We start from the raw sequence: 15217 nt of genomic DNA, 5'->3' as shown, positions 1-15217 counted from the left end.
TCCTTGATCACCGTCAGGGTCCGCTACTTCGCGGGCGCACGCGCCGCGGCCGGGGTCGCGGAAGAGGATGTCGCGCTGGCCGTTCCCGCGACCGTTGACCATGCCCTGACCGCCGTCGGGGACCGTCACGGGGAACCCCTCCGCCGGGTGTTGACGGCGTCGAGCTACCTCTTGAATGCGATCGCGGTGCGTGACCGATCGACACTTGTGGGTGATGGCGACGCGCTCGACGTCCTACCCCCCTTCGCTGGCGGCTAAACATCGAATGGCCCAAGACGCCGGTTCCGACGTGACTCAGAACTCACTTAGAGTGAATTATCTCGAGTAAGACACGGCGATATCACGACCCGGTTCAGACCGCCTCACCTGCGGTTTTCCTGCGGATCGATGCAAGATCCGCCCTGTTACTGTGATTACGGTCACACACCGCATAATTTTCCCTTCCTATTTCGATTACGTACCGTCGCTAGCGGCTGATCCCCGATCAGCCGAGCAAGACCCGGGAGTCCGCAGCGCCGAGCCCCTGTCCGGCGGCCTCCTGGGAACCAACCCCGAGCGAAAGCGACCTCCGGACAGGGGACGAGGGACCATGACGAGCGGGCTGGCACGAGCCGCGAGGCGTGGCGGCCGGGACGGCGGTCCCGGACGGTCCGGCAAGTCCGGATCCACCCGAGCAGCACGCAGGCGCGGGAGGAGAGATGGCAATGGGTAATCGAGGTAAGCACAGCAAGTCGGCCGTCCAGCGCTTCCTGGCCCGCGTGATCGTGGCCGGTGTCGCCCTCGGCGCGTCGATGGCCGTGGCCGCCTCCCCGGCGTCCGCCGACAGCAGCGTCAACTGGGACGCGATCGCGCAGTGCGAGAGCGGCGGCGACTGGAACATCAACACCGGCAACGGCTACTACGGTGGCTTGCAGTTCCTGCCGAGTACCTGGCGCGCCCACGGTGGTCAGGGCATGCCACACCAGGCCTCACGCGAGCAGCAGATCGCGGTGGCCGAGCGCGTCCTGCAGACGCAGGGCATCGGCGCGTGGCCCGTGTGCGGCAAGCGCGGCGGCTCCGCGGCTCCGGCCAAGAGCTCGCCGTCGTACACCAAGTCGACCACTCAGCAGCGGTCGACGGCGGACGCCCCGAAGCAGCGGGCGCCGCGCACCAGCGCCCCGGTTTCCGTCCTGGCCAAGGACAACCCGAAGGGCGACTACACCGTGGTCGCGGGCGACTCGCTGTCCAAGATCGCAGGCAAGCTGAAGCTGAAGGGCGGCTGGCAGGACCTCTACGAGAAGAACAAGGACTACATCGGCGACCCGGACCTGATCCTCGTGGGTCAGAAGATCGCCACGAAGTAGGCCCTTGCCTGTCTAGCTAGACCCTCCCTCCCCGAACCCCATCCGCGATCCCCCGGCGGATGGGGTTCGGCCGTTTTCAGATGGTCAGATCATCTGACGAGACCATCGGAATGCTGAGGTCATATGACATGAACATCTGGATGACGAGATCATATGATCGCGACATATGATCTCGTCATCTGGAACTCACGGGCAGTTGACCCACTCGTCGGTGCCGTCGGTGAAGACCTGGTGCTTCCAGATGGGCAGGCGGGCCTTGACCTCGTCCACGAGGTCGGCGCACGCGTCGAAGGCCGCACGGCGGTGGTCGGCGGAGACCGCGCAGGCGAGCGCGACGTCCCCGATGGCCAACGCCCCGACCCGGTGCGACACGGCCAACGCCCGAACCCCCGGATGCCGGACAGCGATGTCCCCGGCGACCTCGGCGATCACCTCCCCGGCCGACGGGTGCCCCTCGTAATCCAGGGCGGTCACCCCCCGCCCGTGGTCGTGATCCCGGACCACTCCGGCGAAGGTCACCACGGCCCCCGCGGCGGCGTTCTCCACCAACGCGGCATGGCTCTCCACGTCGATGGGCGCGTCGGAGACCTCCGCCCGCAGCACCCGAGCCACACCTCCGTTCTCCACCGACGCGGACGGCCCTTCGCCACCCGGCGGACCAGCGGCCTCCGCGCCCGACACCCGGGCCCCACCGCTCGCGGCGTGGCCCTCCACACCAGCGCGTGAGCGGGAGACCTCGGTTGACGACACCCGAGCCGAACCCGCGGAGCCGGACTCCGCGTGGCCCTCCGCCTCACCGCGGGAACCAGAGACATCCCCGGGCGACACCCGGGCCAAACCCGAGGCGCCGCTCCCGGCGGGACCCTCGCTAGCCGCCCGCGGGACCTCCGCAGGCGTCACCCCCACGGCGTTCTCGGCACGACCCTCCGCGGCCGATGCCCAAGCCACGCCCGCAGGACCGCTCTCGGCGGGGCCGTCCATGGCGAAGCGCGGGTCGGACGCCTCGGTCCGCGACCCCTCGGCCGCACCTGCGCTGCTGTCCACCGGGTCAGCGGGGCTTCGCGGGCTGGTGGACAAGTCGGATGCGCTCGCTGGCGCCTGGCCTGCGGCCTGCGAGGCGACGGCTCCCGGCTGTGCCGGGTCCGGCGACGACGGGTGGTCGGCGGACCGCGAGACCTGCGGCTGCGCAGGCTCCGACGCCTGATCCGCGGACCGCGAGACCTGCGGCTGCTCCGGCCCGGGAGCCTCGTCGGCAGGCCGCGAGGGCTGCGGCTGTGCCTGCTCCGGCGACGGCGGGTGGTCGCCGCCGCGGAGTTGATCGACGGCGTGGTCGAGGACGTCCGACAGGACGGCCAGGCCGTCCTTCACGCCGCCGGTGGAGCCGGGCAGGTTGACGACCAGGGTGCGGCCCGCGACGCCTGCCAGGCCGCGGGACAGTGCGGCCGTGGGGACCTTGGGGAGGCCTGCCGCCCGGATCGCGTCGGCCAGGCCGGGGATCTCGTAGTCCAGGACCGCCCGGGTCGCCTCCGGGGTGCGGTCGGTGGGGGTCACGCCGGTGCCGCCGGTGGTCACCACGACGTCCACCTCCGCGGCGACCGCAGCACGGAGGGCGGACTCGACGGGGGCGCCGTCGGGCACCACCTGGGCGTCCGGCACGGTGTAACCGCGGTCGCGCAGCCACGCCACGATGAGCGGGCCCGTCTTGTCGGCGTACACCCCCGCCGCGGCGCGGTTGGACGCTGTCACCACGCGGGCGGTGCGGGTCATCGGTCCCACGCCCCGCTCTTGCCGCCGTCCTTGTGCTCCACGCGCACGTCGCCCAGCACGGCTCTGGGGTCGACGGCCTTGATCATGTCGTGGAGGGTCAGCCCGCAGACCGCGACCGCCGTCAGGGCCTCCATCTCCACGCCCGTCCGGTCGTTGGTGCGCACCGTCGCGGTGATGGCGACCTCGGACTCCCGCAGTTCCAAGGCCACCTTCACCCCGGACAGCGCGATCGGGTGGCACAGCGGGATCAGCTCGGGCGTCTTCTTCGCGCCCATGATCCCGGCGATGCGCGCGGTGGCCACGGCGTCGCCCTTGGGCAGGCCGTCGCGCCGGAGCAGGCCGATCACCTCGGGCGTGGTCCGCAGGACACCGGTGGCCACCGCCGAGCGCGCGGTCACGGACTTGCCGGAGACGTCGACCATCCGCGCTGCGCCGGACTCGTCGACGTGGCTCAGTTCACCCACAACCGAATGCTAGTGCCCGCCCGCTGCCTTCCGGACGGCCTCCGCCACCGCGGGCGCGACCGCCGCGTCGAACACCGACGGGACGATGAACGAGGCGTTGAGGCGCTCCCCGTCCACCACGTCGGCGATGGCGTCGGCCGCGGCCAGCAGCATGGCGTCGGTGATGGTGTGCGCCTGCGCGTCGAGCAGGCCGCGGAAGACGCCCGGGAACGCCAGCACGTTGTTGATCTGGTTCGGGTAGTCCGAGCGGCCGGTGGCGACCACGGCGGCGTGCTTCTGCGCCTCCAGCGGGTCGATCTCCGGGTCCGGGTTGGCCAGGGCGAACACCACCGCGTCGGGGGCCATCGTGGCGACCTGCTCCGCGCCGAACAGGTTCGGGGCCGAGACGCCGATGAAGACGTCCGCGCCGACCAGGGCGTCGTGCAGGCGGCCCGCCTTGTTCTCGCGGTTGGTGTTGAGCGCGACCCAGCGCAGGTTGGCGTCGGTGTCGCCGCGGTCGCGGTGGACGATGCCGTCCACATCGACGGCCACGATGTCGGCGGGCCCGCGCTGCAGCAGCAGGCGGATGATCGCCGAGCCCGCAGCCCCGACGCCGCACACCACGATCTTGGCGTCCGCCATGTCCTTGCCGACCACGCGCAGGGCGTTGCGCAGGGCCCCCACGACGACGATGGCGGTGCCGTGCTGGTCGTCGTGGAAGACCGGGATGTCGAGCTTCTGGCGCAGCCTGCGCTCGATCTCGAAGCAGCGCGGCGCGGCGATGTCCTCGAGGTTGATGCCGCCGTAGACCGGGGCGATCAGCTCGACCGCGCGGATGATCTCCTCGGTGTCCTGGGTGTCCAGGCAGACCGGCCAGGCGTCGACGCCTGCGAACTTCTTGAACAGCGCCGCCTTGCCCTCCATCACCGGCAGCGCGGCGGCCGGGCCGATGTTGCCCATGCCGAGCACGGCCGACCCGTCGGTCACGACGGCGACGGTGTTGCGCTTGATGGTCAGGCGGCGCGCGTCGTCGGGGTTGTCGGCGATCGCCTGGCAGATGCGGGCGACGCCGGGGGTGTAGGCGCGGGAGAGGTCGTCGCGGTTGCGGAGGGCGACCTTGGCGCTGATCTCGATCTTCCCGCCGAGGTGCACGAGGAACGTGCGATCGGAGACCTTGCGGACGTCCACGCCCGGCAGCGCGCGCAGCGCCTCGGTGATGTCGCGGGCGTGGTCGGCCGACAGGGCGTTGCAGGTGATGTCGATGACGACGCTGTCGGCGTGCGAGTCGACGACGTCGAAGGCGGTGATGACCCCGCCGACGTGCCCTACTGCGCTGGTGAGGTCCCCGGCCACGCTGGCCGACGGCGGGGCCGCGACGCGGATCGTGATGGAGTAACCGGGACCGGGGACTGGCATGGCGGCTGGCCTTCCGAAGTGGACGGACTTGTGCGGCCTTGCCGACCCTATACCTACTTGTTGATCTCGGTCACCGGGTGCACGTACGGCACGGTCTCCAGCGGGAAGGTGACGTCGCCGTAGGGCGACAGCGCGCCCTGGCGGTCGGCGGTCAACTCGGTGACAGGGTGGGAGCCGTTGTCGTCAACGCCCTTCCAGTGCGGGTCGACGCGGTCGGACTTGGCTACCTTGCCCACTGTTCCTCCTCGACTGAGCGGCAGTACGGAGGTTACCGGACTCCGTATACCGTGGTCAGGGTGTCCACCCTCACCGATTGGCTGCGCGAGGCGGACGAGGCCGACGTGGTCGCGCTCCTGCGCGCCCGCCCGGACCTGGCCACCCCCCGCCCGGCGGACACCACCGTGCTCGCGGCCCGGGCGGCCAGCCGGGCCTCGGTGGCCAGGGCGGCGGAGGGCCTGGACACCGCGACGCTGGCCGTGCTGGACGCGCTGCTGGTCGCCGGGGCCGACCACGCGCCGGTCTCGCCGGACGCGCTGGACATCGGCCTGCCCCCGGAGCGGGTCCGGGCAGCCGTGGCCGTGCTGCGCGGGCTGGCGCTGGCCTGGGGCGAGCCGGAGGTCTCCCTGGTGCCCGCGGCCCGCGAGGTGGGCAACCTGCCCCCGTCGACGCCCTCCCCCGCGCCCGCCGACGTCCCGGGCCTGCTGGCCGCCCTCGGCGGCGACGAGCGGCAGGTGCTGGACACGCTCGCGCACGGCACCGGTGTCGGCAAGACCAAGGACGCCGACTTCGCGGGCAGCCTCGACGACGCCGTGACGCCCATCCAGCGGCTGCTCGCCCGCGGCCTGCTCGTCCGCCGCGACGGCGAGACCGTGACGCTGCCCGGACAGGTCGCCGCCGTCCTGCGCGGCGCCCCGACCGCGCTGGTCGAGCCGCGGCTGCGCACGACGCCGCACCAGCGCGCGACCGTGGACGGGACCGCGGCGGGCGAGGCGATGGAGCTGGTGCGCCACGTCGAGACCCTGCTGCGGCTGTGGTCGGACGAGCCCGCGCCGGTGCGCAAGGCGGGCGGGGTCGGCGTGCGGGAGATCCGCAGGCTGGCCAAGGCCGCCGACGTGTCCGAGGCCAGGGCGGGCCTGCTGATGGAGCTCGCCGCGGGCGCCGGGCTGGTCGCCGACAGCGGCGACCTCGAACCGGAGTGGATGCCGACGACGCTGGCCGACTCCTGGCTGGCCGCGACCGCCGCCCACCGCTGGGCCGCGCTGGCCTCGGCCTGGATCGACCTGCCCCGGCTGCCGGGGCTGGGCGGGCGCAAGGACGCCCGCGACAAGCTGCTCGCGCCGCTGTCGGACGACCTGCGCCGCCCGACGGCCCCGGTGGAGCGCATGCGCGTGCTGCGCGCGCTGCCGTCCGACGGCGGTGTGGTCTCGGCGGACGAGCTCGCCGCCGTGCTGGCCTGGCGGGCGCCGCGCCGGGGCGGGCGGCTGCGCGACGACGTCGTCCGGTGGACGATGGCCGAGGCGACCGCCCTGGGCGTGGTCGCCCTGGGCGCGCTGAGCGGGCCGGGGCACGCGCTGCTGGACGAGGACGTGTCGGCAGCGGCGAAGCGGATGGCCGAGGCGATGCCGCAGCCGGTGGACCACGTGCTGGTGCAGGCGGACCTGACCGTGGTCGCGCCGGGACCGCTGGAGCCGCACCTGGCGGCGCGGGTGGCCGAGGCCGCCGACCTGGAGTCGGCAGGGGCGGCCACGGTGTACCGGGTCACGGAGGCCTCGCTGCGGCGCGCGCTGGACGCCGGGAGGTCGGCGGAGGACCTGCACGAGCTGTTCCGCACCCGGTCGAGGACGCCCGTGCCGCAGGGGTTGACGTACCTGATCGACGACGTGGCGCGCAGGCACGGACGGCTGCGCGGCGGGGCGGCGGCTTGCTTCCTGCGCTGCGACGACCCGGCGCTGCTGGCCGAGGTGGCGGCCAGCCCGGCCGCCCTGGGCCTGCGGCTGCGCCGGATCGCGCCGACGGTGCTGGTGTCGCCGGTGCCGTTGCTGGAGGTGCTGGAGGAACTGCGCGCGGCCGGGTTCGCGCCCGCCGCCGAGGGGGCCGACGGGCAGATCGTCGACCTGCGGCCCGCGGGACGGCGGGTCGCCGCTCCCCCGCGGTCCGCGCAGCGGCCCGCCGCGTCCCGGCAGGTGGACGCGGAAACCCTGACGGAGCTGGTCCGGGGAATGCGGCTCGGGGACCAGGCGGTGTCGGCGCGGGCCGGGCGGACGGTGACGGCGGGGGCCGGGCTGGGCGGGAACTCGGCGCAGACGGTCGCGCTGCTGAGTGAGGCTGTCCGGGCTCGGCAGCGGGTGGTTGTGTCGCTTGTGGACGCTCATGGGGTGGCGTCGCGGCATGTGATCCAGCCGGTGCGGGTCGGGGCCGGAGTGGTGGAGGGGACCGCGGGGGAGCAGACGCATCGGTTGCCGCTGCATCGGATTTCCGCGGTGTCGCTGGTTGAGGAGTGACGGGGGTCGGGCTTCGCGGGCGTCGCGTTGTTGAGGCGATCGGGCGTCGCGTTGCTCTCGGGGTGTGCTCCCCTCGTCCTGGCCGTCTTTAACCCTGGGATGGCGGAGTAAAGGGCGCCTTCGGCGTCGCTGCGCGACAGGCTTCGCCTGCCCTTGACACCGCCATCCCAGGGTTAAAGACGGCCAGGACGAGGGGGCAAGGGGGCAGAGCGGTCGACTGGGTGGCCGTTGTGTGGGGTTGTGTGTCCGGGGGTTTGCACCTTTGGGCAGCGATTTCGGTTGTGGCTTCTGGAGACTCGTTGTGGGCCGAATGTCGGGGGTGGCGGGGCGGTGGGTTCCGCTGGAGGGGTCCCTTCGACCGGGAGGTGCGGAGTGGCTGGCGACATCGGGATGCGCGAGCGGGTGCTTGTGCGGAGCTTGGAAGCAGCGGCGGACCCGGCGGGGGTGCCGGGTGGGGTGGTGCACGAGTACGGGCCGAGGGTGGTGGTGGCCGCGGCGCCGGACGGGGTGGTGGTGCCGCAGGGGATGGGGGACGCCGCTGACCTGGACGAGACCGGGGCGTTGGGGGTGGCGGCGTTCGCGTTGCGGGAGTCGGAGGAGTTCGCCTCGGCGAAGGCGAATCGGCCGCTGGACGGGGTGGACTGGGGCGATGGGGACGCCCCCGACCACTTCGATGACGACGAGCCGCGGGCGGAGGCGGGTGCGGCGTTGAGCGCGCGGCTCACCGGGCGGGTCGCGGTCGGGGTGGTGATCGTGGAAGGGCCGACGGACGCGTTGCGGTTCAGCGCGGACGAGCGGACCAAGGTCGTCGCCGAGGTGCAGAACGGGCTGAGCTGGTTGGGGGCGCAGAGTTCCCCGGGCGGTGTCACGTGGGTGCACAGCATCCGCACCGTCAACCTGACCGTGCAGGCCGACGCGAGCCTGCCGGACGACCAGAAGGAAGCGCACTGGCGCGATCCGGCGATGGCTGCGCTCGGCTTCCCCGCCGGCATGGCAGGCGTGACCGCCTACGCCGAGTCCCTGCGCACCAGCCTGCGCACCGACTGGGCCTACGTCGCGTTCTTCACCAAGTACCCGCTCAAGCACTTCGGCTACGCGTCCATCGGCGGTCCGCGCCTGGTCATGGCCTACGCCAACGACGGATGGGGCCCGGACAACATCGACCGCGTCTTCGCGCACGAGACCGGGCACGTCTTCGGCGCGCCCGACGAGTACGCCTCCTCCGGCTGCACGTGCGGCGGGTCGTGGGGCTTCTTCGGCAAGCCCAACGCCAACTGCGACAACTGCGCGACCGATCCCGTGCCCTGCATCATGAAGTCCAACTCGTGGGAGGTCTGCAACCACACGCCGTACCACCTGGGATTCCCGCAGGGCCAGCGCTACTCGGGCGTGTTCACCGCGGGCGGCGGCGGGTACGGGCTGTGGGTCAACGCCGACTGGAACCACTTCGTCGCCAAGTGGCAGGAGTGGAGCGGCGCGGGCCTGCGGCTCGACGAGCTGGAGATCAGCAAGCCGGGCGGGCAGCTGCGCTACTCCGGCGTCTTCAGCGCGGGAACCGGCGGCTACGGCCTGTGGGCGCTGGCGGACTGGAACAGCTTCGTGGCGAAATGGCAGGAGTGGAGCGGCCAAGGGCTGCGGCTGGTCGACCTCGACATCACCGACGTCAACGGCCAGCCCCGCTACTCGGGGGTGTTCCGCGCCGGGACCGGCGGCTACGGGCTGTGGGTGAACGCGGAGTGGAACAACTTCGTGGCCAAGTGGCAGGAGTGGAGCGCTCAAGGGCTGCGCCTGGACGACCTCACGATCACCACGTTCAACGGCCAGGTGCGCTACTCCGGAGTCTTCAGCGCGGGCTCGGGCGGCTACGGCCTCTGGGTCAACGCCGACTGGACCAGCTTCGCCGCCAAGTGGCAGGAGTGGAGCGGCCAGGGCCTGCGGCTGGTCGACCTCGACATCACCGAGATCAACGGCCAGCCCCGCTACTCCGGCGTCTTCCGCGCCGGGACCGGCGGCTACGGGCTGTGGGTCAACTCCGACTGGACGAGCTTCCTGGAGAAGTGGCAGCAGTGGAGCGCCCAGGGCCTGCGCCTCGTCGACTTCGACGTCACCCTGACCGGCATCGAGTCCCTGGTCGACGCCGCGGGCGAGGCCGTGCAGGCGGAGGGGGACGTGGCGGTGCTGGACCTGATCCCGGAGGGCATGGGCTTCAGCTCGCTGTCCCCCGAGGTCGCCATCGCCTGCGAGATGGTCCACAACGGCGCCGACGACGGCTCCGGCGAGCCCGCGCCGGGCGTCGGGTTCCTGTCCGAGGGCGTGGCCGTCGGGCTCGGCGAGCGCTCCGAGGACGGCGCGGCGGAACTCGCCGGCTTCGGCGCGATGTCGGCCGACTGAGCGGAGCGGGCCTGCCCCCTCAACCGGGGGCAGGCCTGCCCGGAAGGCTCAGCCCGCGCGCGACATCCGCTGCTGCATCGCGTGCTCGACCAGGGTGATCAGGACCTCCTTGGTCGACTCGCGGTCCCGCGCGTCGGTGGTCACGATCGGCACGCCCACATCGATCGTCAGCGCCTCGCGGACGTCGTCGATCCGGTGGTGCAGCACGCGGTCGAAGCAGTTCAGCGCGATGATGTAGGGCAGCCCGCGGTCCTCGAAGAAGTCGATGGACGCGAACGCGTCGGCCAGCCTGCGGGTGTCGACCAGCACGACCGCGCCGATCGCGCCGCGCACCAGGTCGTCCCACATGAACCAGAAGCGGTGCTGGCCGGGCGTGCCGAACAGGTACAGGATCAGATCCGAGTCCAGGGACACGCGCCCGAAGTCCATCGCGACGGTCGTGGTCACCTTGTTCGGGGTCGACGACAGGTCGTCGACGTCCACGCTGGCCTCGGTCATGACGGCCTCGGTGGTCAGCGGGACGATCTCGGAGACCGAGCCGACCAACGTCGTCTTGCCGACACCGAACCCGCCAGCGACCACGATCTTGGCCGAGGTGGTGGGCTGCGGCGCCGCGTCGTGCGCGCTGAGGGGACTAGAGCCTGCGGAGCCCACTGAGCACCCTTTCCATGAATTCGATCGAAGGCCGGTCACCGACGACCATGCCGCTCTGGTGGATGGAGACCAGCCCGAGCCCGGCCATGTCGCCGATGAGCACCCTGGCCACCCCCAGCGGCAGCCGAAGGTAGGCGGCCACCTCGGCGACCGAGCGGGTGTCCATGCACAGCCCGCAGATGGTGCGGTGCTCCGCACGCACCGAGGGGTCGGGCATGCGGCCGCGGTCGCTGGTGGAGACCAGGGCCTCGATCGCCAGATCGTAGTCCGAGCGGGTGCGGCCCCCGGTCTTGGTGTACGGGCGGACCAGCGAGCCGGTCTCGTGCGGGGCGGGTTCGGCCGGGTCGGGGACCGGGTCCGGCTCGACGGCCGGGATCTCCTTGGAGTCCCAGTCCGACTGCGCCGGGATGCCCGAGTCGCCGTAGAGGCCCGCGGAGGGGCCGCCGAAGAGCCTGGCCTGGAAGCCGTTGATGTCGAACCTGTTCGGCGGCTCGCCGTGCTCCGGCAAGTCCTCCCAACCGCGTTCCGACATGTCCGCAGCCCTCCGCTCGGCCTGGTCGTACTCGGGCCTGTCGTAGTCCGGTCCGGTGTCCGAGTCGAACAGGTCCCGGTACGGGTAGTCCTCCTCGGCACGCCTGTCGGCGGCTCTACGACCCGTCGTCATCGCCCGCCCCTTACCTGCGCTGGGTGCCCTGGAGCTGCGCCCGCAGCTCCGGCGTCATCTGCTGGCCGACCCGCTCGACCAGCAGCGTCATCTCGTAGGCGACCAGGCCGATGTCGCAGTTCGGCGCGGCCAGCACGGCCAGGCACGAGCCGTCGGAGATGGACATCAGGAACAGGTAGCCGCGGTCCATCTCCACGACGGTCTGGTTGACGCCACCGGCCTCGAAGCAGCGCGCGGCGCCCTGGGTGAGGCTGACCAGCCCGGACGCGACGGCGGAGAGCTGCTCGGCGCGGTCGCGGGGCAGGCCCTGCGAGCTGGCCAGCAGCAGGCCGTCGGCGGACACCACGACGGCGTGGGCGACGCCGGGCACTTGGCGGACGAAATCAGTGATGAGCCACCCGAAACTGCCGGGCTGCTGTGCGGACGCGGTCACTCCTGCTCCTCGTCTCGGCGGCTCTCCTCGGAACCGTTCTGGTCACCAGCGTAGGCGTCGATGAGGGCGTGTCGACCCCGGCGCACCCCCTGCTGGAAGCTGGACATCCGGCCGCGGATCGCGTCGGCCGTGCGTGGCGGCAGGGCGGGCGCGATCGGCTGCTCGGCCGTGGTGGCCGCCGCCGGGGTCTCGCGCGGGGCCGCCGAGCCGGGCACCAGGTGCTGCTTGGGCACCCGCTTGGGCAGCCCGGCGCTGGTGCTGGTGGTCTCCGGCGGCGAGTCCAGCAGCGCGCGGGCGCGCCGCCAGCCGTCGTCGCCGGGAGAGGTCCAGCCGTTCTCCTCCGGCGCGGGCTCGGCGGCGGGCTCGGCCTCGGCCTGCACGGCGCCGTCCTGGCCGACCTTGTCCTGGGACCCGGTCTCGCCCGCCTCGAACCACTGCGACAGCACGGCCTCGTAGATCGGCAGCCGCTCGGTCGGGGCGTCGAGGACGCGCTCGGCGGGCTTCATGAACGCCGTGGCGATGCCGTTGCTCGGCGCGGCGCCGGACTCGGGCCGCTGCGGCTCGGGCTGCGGCTCCGGCTCGCCCGCCAGCGGGGCGCCGAAGAGCGCGTGCGCGCCCTCGGTGTCGACCAGGTGGCCGTTGAGCCGGGCCCGGATCTCCTCGGGGGAGGCGGGCGGGCCCCAGCCGCCGGTGTCGTCGGGCTCGCCGCCGCCCACCTGGAACGGCGGGAAGCCCGCGACCTCGTCGGCAGGGCGGTCGACCTGCGACTCGCTGAGGAAGCCGCCCTCGGTGCGCACGCGCGGCGTGCTGCCGGTGAAGGCGCCCGCGATGCCGCTGGCCCTTGCGGCGGTCTCGTCGGCGGCCGGGGGCAGCGGGAAGCCGCCGGACGGCGTCGCGGGCGAGGCCACCGAGGACGCGGACGACGCGGACGACACCGAGGAGGGCATCGACGGCATCGAGGGCATGGACGTCTGCGACGGCATCGACGGCAGCGACAGCGAGCCCATCGTCGGCGCCGAGGCGTTCGGGTTGCCGTGGACCAGGGCGGCGGGCACGGTGATCCGGGCGATCAGGCCGCCCTCGATGTCCTCGTTCTCGCGCAGCCTGACCTTGATGTCGTGCCGCTTAGCCAGCCGCGCGACCACGTAGAGGCCCATGCGCCTGGTCACGGCGACGTCGAGGTCCGGCGGGTCGGCCAGGCGCAGGTTGGCCGCCTCGATCTCGTCGGCCGACATGCCCACGCCGGAGTCGGTGATCTGGACCGCCAGCTCCTTCTTGCGGGTGACGGCCATCCGGACGTAGACCTTCTTGTCCGGCTCGGAGAACGACGTGGCGTTGTCCAGCAGCTCGGCGATCAGGTGCACGAGGTCGGAGACCGCGCGGCCCTGCACCGAGATCTCCGGGGCGGAGAGCACCTCGATGCGGGCGTACTGCTCGACCTCGGACACCGCGGCGCCGACGACCTCGGCGGCGGGCACCGGGCGGGAGAGCTGGCGGGACAGGCCGGAGCCGGAGAGCACCAGCAGCGACTCGGAGTTGCGCCGCATGCGGGTGGCCAGGTGATCCAGCTCGAACAGCGAGGCCAGCTGGTCGGGGTCCTGCTCGTCCTGCTCCAGCCGGTCGATCAGCGCCAGCTGGCGCTCGACCAGGGTCTGCGACCGGCGGGACAGGTTGACGAAGATCGAGTTGATGTTGTCGCGCAGCAGCGCCTGCTCGGTCGCCATCCGGACCGCCTGGTCGTGCACCGCGTCGAAGGAGCGGGCCAGCTGGCCGGTCTCCTCGCGGGTGAACACCGGCACCGGCTCGACGGCGTTCTTCGCCGCCTCGACCGGGTCGGGGTCGGCGAGGATGCGTTGGACCGTCTCCGGCAGGCGCCGGTTGGCGACGTCGAGGGCGTCGCGGCGCAGCACGCGCAGCGGCACCAGCAGCGAGCGGGCGACCACGAAGGTGACGACCATCGCGGCCAGGATGGCCAGCAGCACGATGATCGCGTCGCGCCAGGCGTTGGCCATGGCGTCGTCGGCCGCGGTGCTGGCCGCGTTGCCCAGCTTCTCCAGCAGGGTGATCTCGACCTTGCGCAGCGCCTCGCTGGCGGCGCGGGCGGAGTCGGCGAGGTCCTTGCGGTCGATCTGCAGGCCGAGGTCGCGCTCGGCGCGGCTGATCGCGGTCAGCTTGATCCGCTCGCGGGCGTCGACCTCGGCGCCGGTGTAGGTGTCGGCGAAGAACTGCGCCTCGGCGTTCTCGGCGTTGGCCCGGAAGTTGTTGATCGACGCGGCGAAGCTGGCGTCGGCGGCGCGGGTCAGGTCGAGGAAGCCGGGCGGGAAGGCGTTGCGCTGCGCGGCGATGGTCAGCGCGGCGTTCTGCTGGCTGAGGAACTCCTTGGCCTCGACGATGGCCAGCGAGGCCGCGCCGAGGCGGGAGATCTCCGACTGGACCAGCGAGGAGGTGAACTCCGCGCCCGCGCCCAGCACCGACGCCAGCAGCGTCGTGTAGGAGCGGTAGACGCCCACGTCGGGGTAGTCGCTCTCGATGGCGGCCAGGCGGACGGCCTCGATGGCCAGCAGCCGGTCGCGCAGCCCGACCAGCAGGCCGCCGCGCTCGGTGGAGACGTTGGCCGCCGCCTGGTTGAGGCGGGTCAGCGAGGCGTTGGTCTTCTGGATCTGACCCTGCATCTGCCCGGTGTCGCCGGTGCGGCCGCGGGCGACGTAGTCGACCACGAGCGTGCGCTCGTACTGCAGGTCGTGCACGAGCGCGACGACGTCGAGGGTCGAGGTCACCGCGGTGCGGGCGTCGTCGAAGGTCTGGGCCCGCTCCAGCTCGCTGGTGGCCCTCAGCACGCCCAGCGCGATGACGGTCACGACCGGCACCATGAGGACCGCGATCAGCTTCGTGCGCAGCCGCCAGTTGCGCAGCTTCCAGCGCGATCCGCCCTCGACGGACTTGCGGGCAGGCAACCGGGGCGCGGGCGCGCCCGTCTCTACCTCGGACACGGCAGCACCACCGTCTTTCCCTTGGCCTGCGTCGACCCCACCGGGGTGGTCGGGCACTGCATGCGCACTCCCTGCATCTGAGCCGTGCCCGTTACTCGGTGTCCAGCTCTAACCGGTCAATCCATGCGGACGCCCCCGACGCTCCATGATGCAGTACGCCCCCGGCCGACCTCGGACCGACGTGGCCTCCGCGCATCAAGACCGCTCCTACCGCTACAGATGGATCTGCACCCACGCTGTGGGCACAGAAGGTAGCGAAGTCTACGCCACGATGTAACCCTTCCAGGGCATCATCACACGCCGTATCAGGTAGTTAGCGTCGGCAACATCTTCAGCCAGTGATCCAAAAGCCGTATTCCGACGTCAAGGTTCCCCCGAATGGCCACATTGTGAACGCCCGTTCACTGAATCGGTGACGTTCGGTAAACCCCAGGTCAGCCCCGGGGAGTAATTGCGCCAAGTGGGGCAACGACATCGCCTGATTCAGTGAGAGAGTTCACCGGGTGGAGAGTGGTGCGCACTCATTGTGACAACGGTGCTAAGTCTCTAGAGTGCCACCTGGTGCCAGGGGGGCCCACAACCTCGACAATTGCCAACCTCCTACGAGGAGAGCTT

General features: G+C 72.0%; 11 protein-coding genes and 2 pseudogenes. 4 read left to right on the top strand and 9 right to left on the bottom strand.

Annotated elements, in window-relative coordinates:
• The first annotated feature begins 3 nt into the window (after nucleotides 1-3).
• Nucleotides 4-258 (top strand): MoaD/ThiS family protein, encoded by a 255-nt coding sequence (locus tag Actkin_RS02440; protein WP_308425817.1) that lies wholly within the window; start codon nucleotides 4-6, stop codon nucleotides 256-258.
• Between the two features lie 446 nt (nucleotides 259-704).
• Nucleotides 705-1343, top strand: coding sequence for a LysM peptidoglycan-binding domain-containing protein (locus tag Actkin_RS02435; protein WP_189208619.1), 639 nt, complete (start codon nucleotides 705-707; stop codon nucleotides 1341-1343).
• Between the two features lie 186 nt (nucleotides 1344-1529).
• Here the strand turns inward: Actkin_RS02435 and Actkin_RS32535 are convergent.
• The 5 genes and pseudogenes from Actkin_RS32535 to Actkin_RS02410 all read right to left on the bottom strand — a co-directional run.
• Nucleotides 1530-1916 (bottom strand): annotated as a pseudogene (locus Actkin_RS32535) (molybdenum cofactor biosynthesis protein MoaE); the annotation flags it as partial.
• 699 nt (nucleotides 1917-2615) lie between these two features.
• A pseudogene (locus Actkin_RS02425) lies at nucleotides 2616-3110 on the bottom strand (molybdenum cofactor biosynthesis protein B); the annotation flags it as partial.
• Entirely contained in the window at nucleotides 3107-3574 is a 468-nt protein-coding gene (gene moaC, locus Actkin_RS02420; protein WP_258905700.1) for a cyclic pyranopterin monophosphate synthase MoaC, read from the bottom strand. The pseudogene Actkin_RS02425 and the gene moaC, both read right to left, overlap by 4 nt.
• Nucleotides 3575-3583: 9 nt before the next feature.
• Nucleotides 3584-4969 carry an NAD-dependent malic enzyme gene (locus Actkin_RS02415; RefSeq protein ID WP_258905699.1) on the bottom strand — a complete coding sequence of 462 codons (1386 nt, stop codon included), beginning with the start codon at nucleotides 4967-4969 and terminating at the stop codon, nucleotides 3584-3586.
• A gap of 53 nt (nucleotides 4970-5022) precedes the next feature.
• Entirely contained in the window at nucleotides 5023-5205 is a 183-nt protein-coding gene (locus Actkin_RS02410; RefSeq protein WP_189208622.1) for a hypothetical protein, read from the bottom strand.
• Between the two features lie 51 nt (nucleotides 5206-5256).
• Between Actkin_RS02410 and Actkin_RS02405 the strand changes: the two genes are divergently transcribed.
• Together Actkin_RS02405 and Actkin_RS02400 are read left to right on the top strand one after the other, a co-directional pair.
• On the top strand, nucleotides 5257-7470 hold the full coding sequence (locus tag Actkin_RS02405; RefSeq protein WP_258905698.1) for a helicase-associated domain-containing protein: 2214 nt from the start codon (nucleotides 5257-5259) through the stop codon (nucleotides 7468-7470).
• A gap of 372 nt (nucleotides 7471-7842) precedes the next feature.
• Nucleotides 7843-9861 carry a hypothetical protein gene (locus tag Actkin_RS02400; RefSeq protein WP_258905697.1) on the top strand — a complete coding sequence of 673 codons (2019 nt, stop codon included), beginning with the start codon at nucleotides 7843-7845 and terminating at the stop codon, nucleotides 9859-9861.
• 48 nt (nucleotides 9862-9909) lie between these two features.
• On the opposite strand, the gene Actkin_RS02395 is transcribed toward Actkin_RS02400, so the two are convergent.
• The 4 genes from Actkin_RS02395 to Actkin_RS02380 are packed head-to-tail and all read right to left on the bottom strand — an operon-like array spanning nucleotide 9910 to nucleotide 14602.
• Nucleotides 9910-10515, bottom strand: a complete 606-nt coding sequence (locus tag Actkin_RS02395) for a GTP-binding protein (protein ID WP_189208625.1) — start codon at nucleotides 10513-10515, stop codon at nucleotides 9910-9912.
• The gene (locus Actkin_RS02390; protein WP_189208626.1) at nucleotides 10496-11179 is read right to left on the bottom strand and encodes a DUF742 domain-containing protein; all 684 of its coding nucleotides are present in this window, start codon (nucleotides 11177-11179) and stop codon (nucleotides 10496-10498) included. Before Actkin_RS02390 ends, Actkin_RS02395 begins: the two co-directional genes overlap by 20 nt.
• 10 nt (nucleotides 11180-11189) lie before the next feature.
• The gene (locus Actkin_RS02385; RefSeq protein ID WP_189208627.1) at nucleotides 11190-11612 is read right to left on the bottom strand and encodes a roadblock/LC7 domain-containing protein; all 423 of its coding nucleotides are present in this window, start codon (nucleotides 11610-11612) and stop codon (nucleotides 11190-11192) included.
• On the bottom strand, nucleotides 11609-14602 hold the full coding sequence (locus tag Actkin_RS02380) for a sensor histidine kinase (protein WP_229786496.1): 2994 nt from the start codon (nucleotides 14600-14602) through the stop codon (nucleotides 11609-11611). Before Actkin_RS02380 ends, Actkin_RS02385 begins: the two co-directional genes overlap by 4 nt.
• Nucleotides 14603-15217: the final 615 nt, after the last annotated feature.

This window comes from Actinokineospora sp. UTMC 2448 (assembly GCF_024760565.1).
GTDB classification, from domain to species: Bacteria; Actinomycetota; Actinomycetes; order Mycobacteriales; family Pseudonocardiaceae; genus Actinokineospora; species Actinokineospora fastidiosa.
The sequence above is the reverse complement of the archived record's forward strand: the minus strand, read 5'-3'. Positions and strand labels throughout refer to the sequence as shown.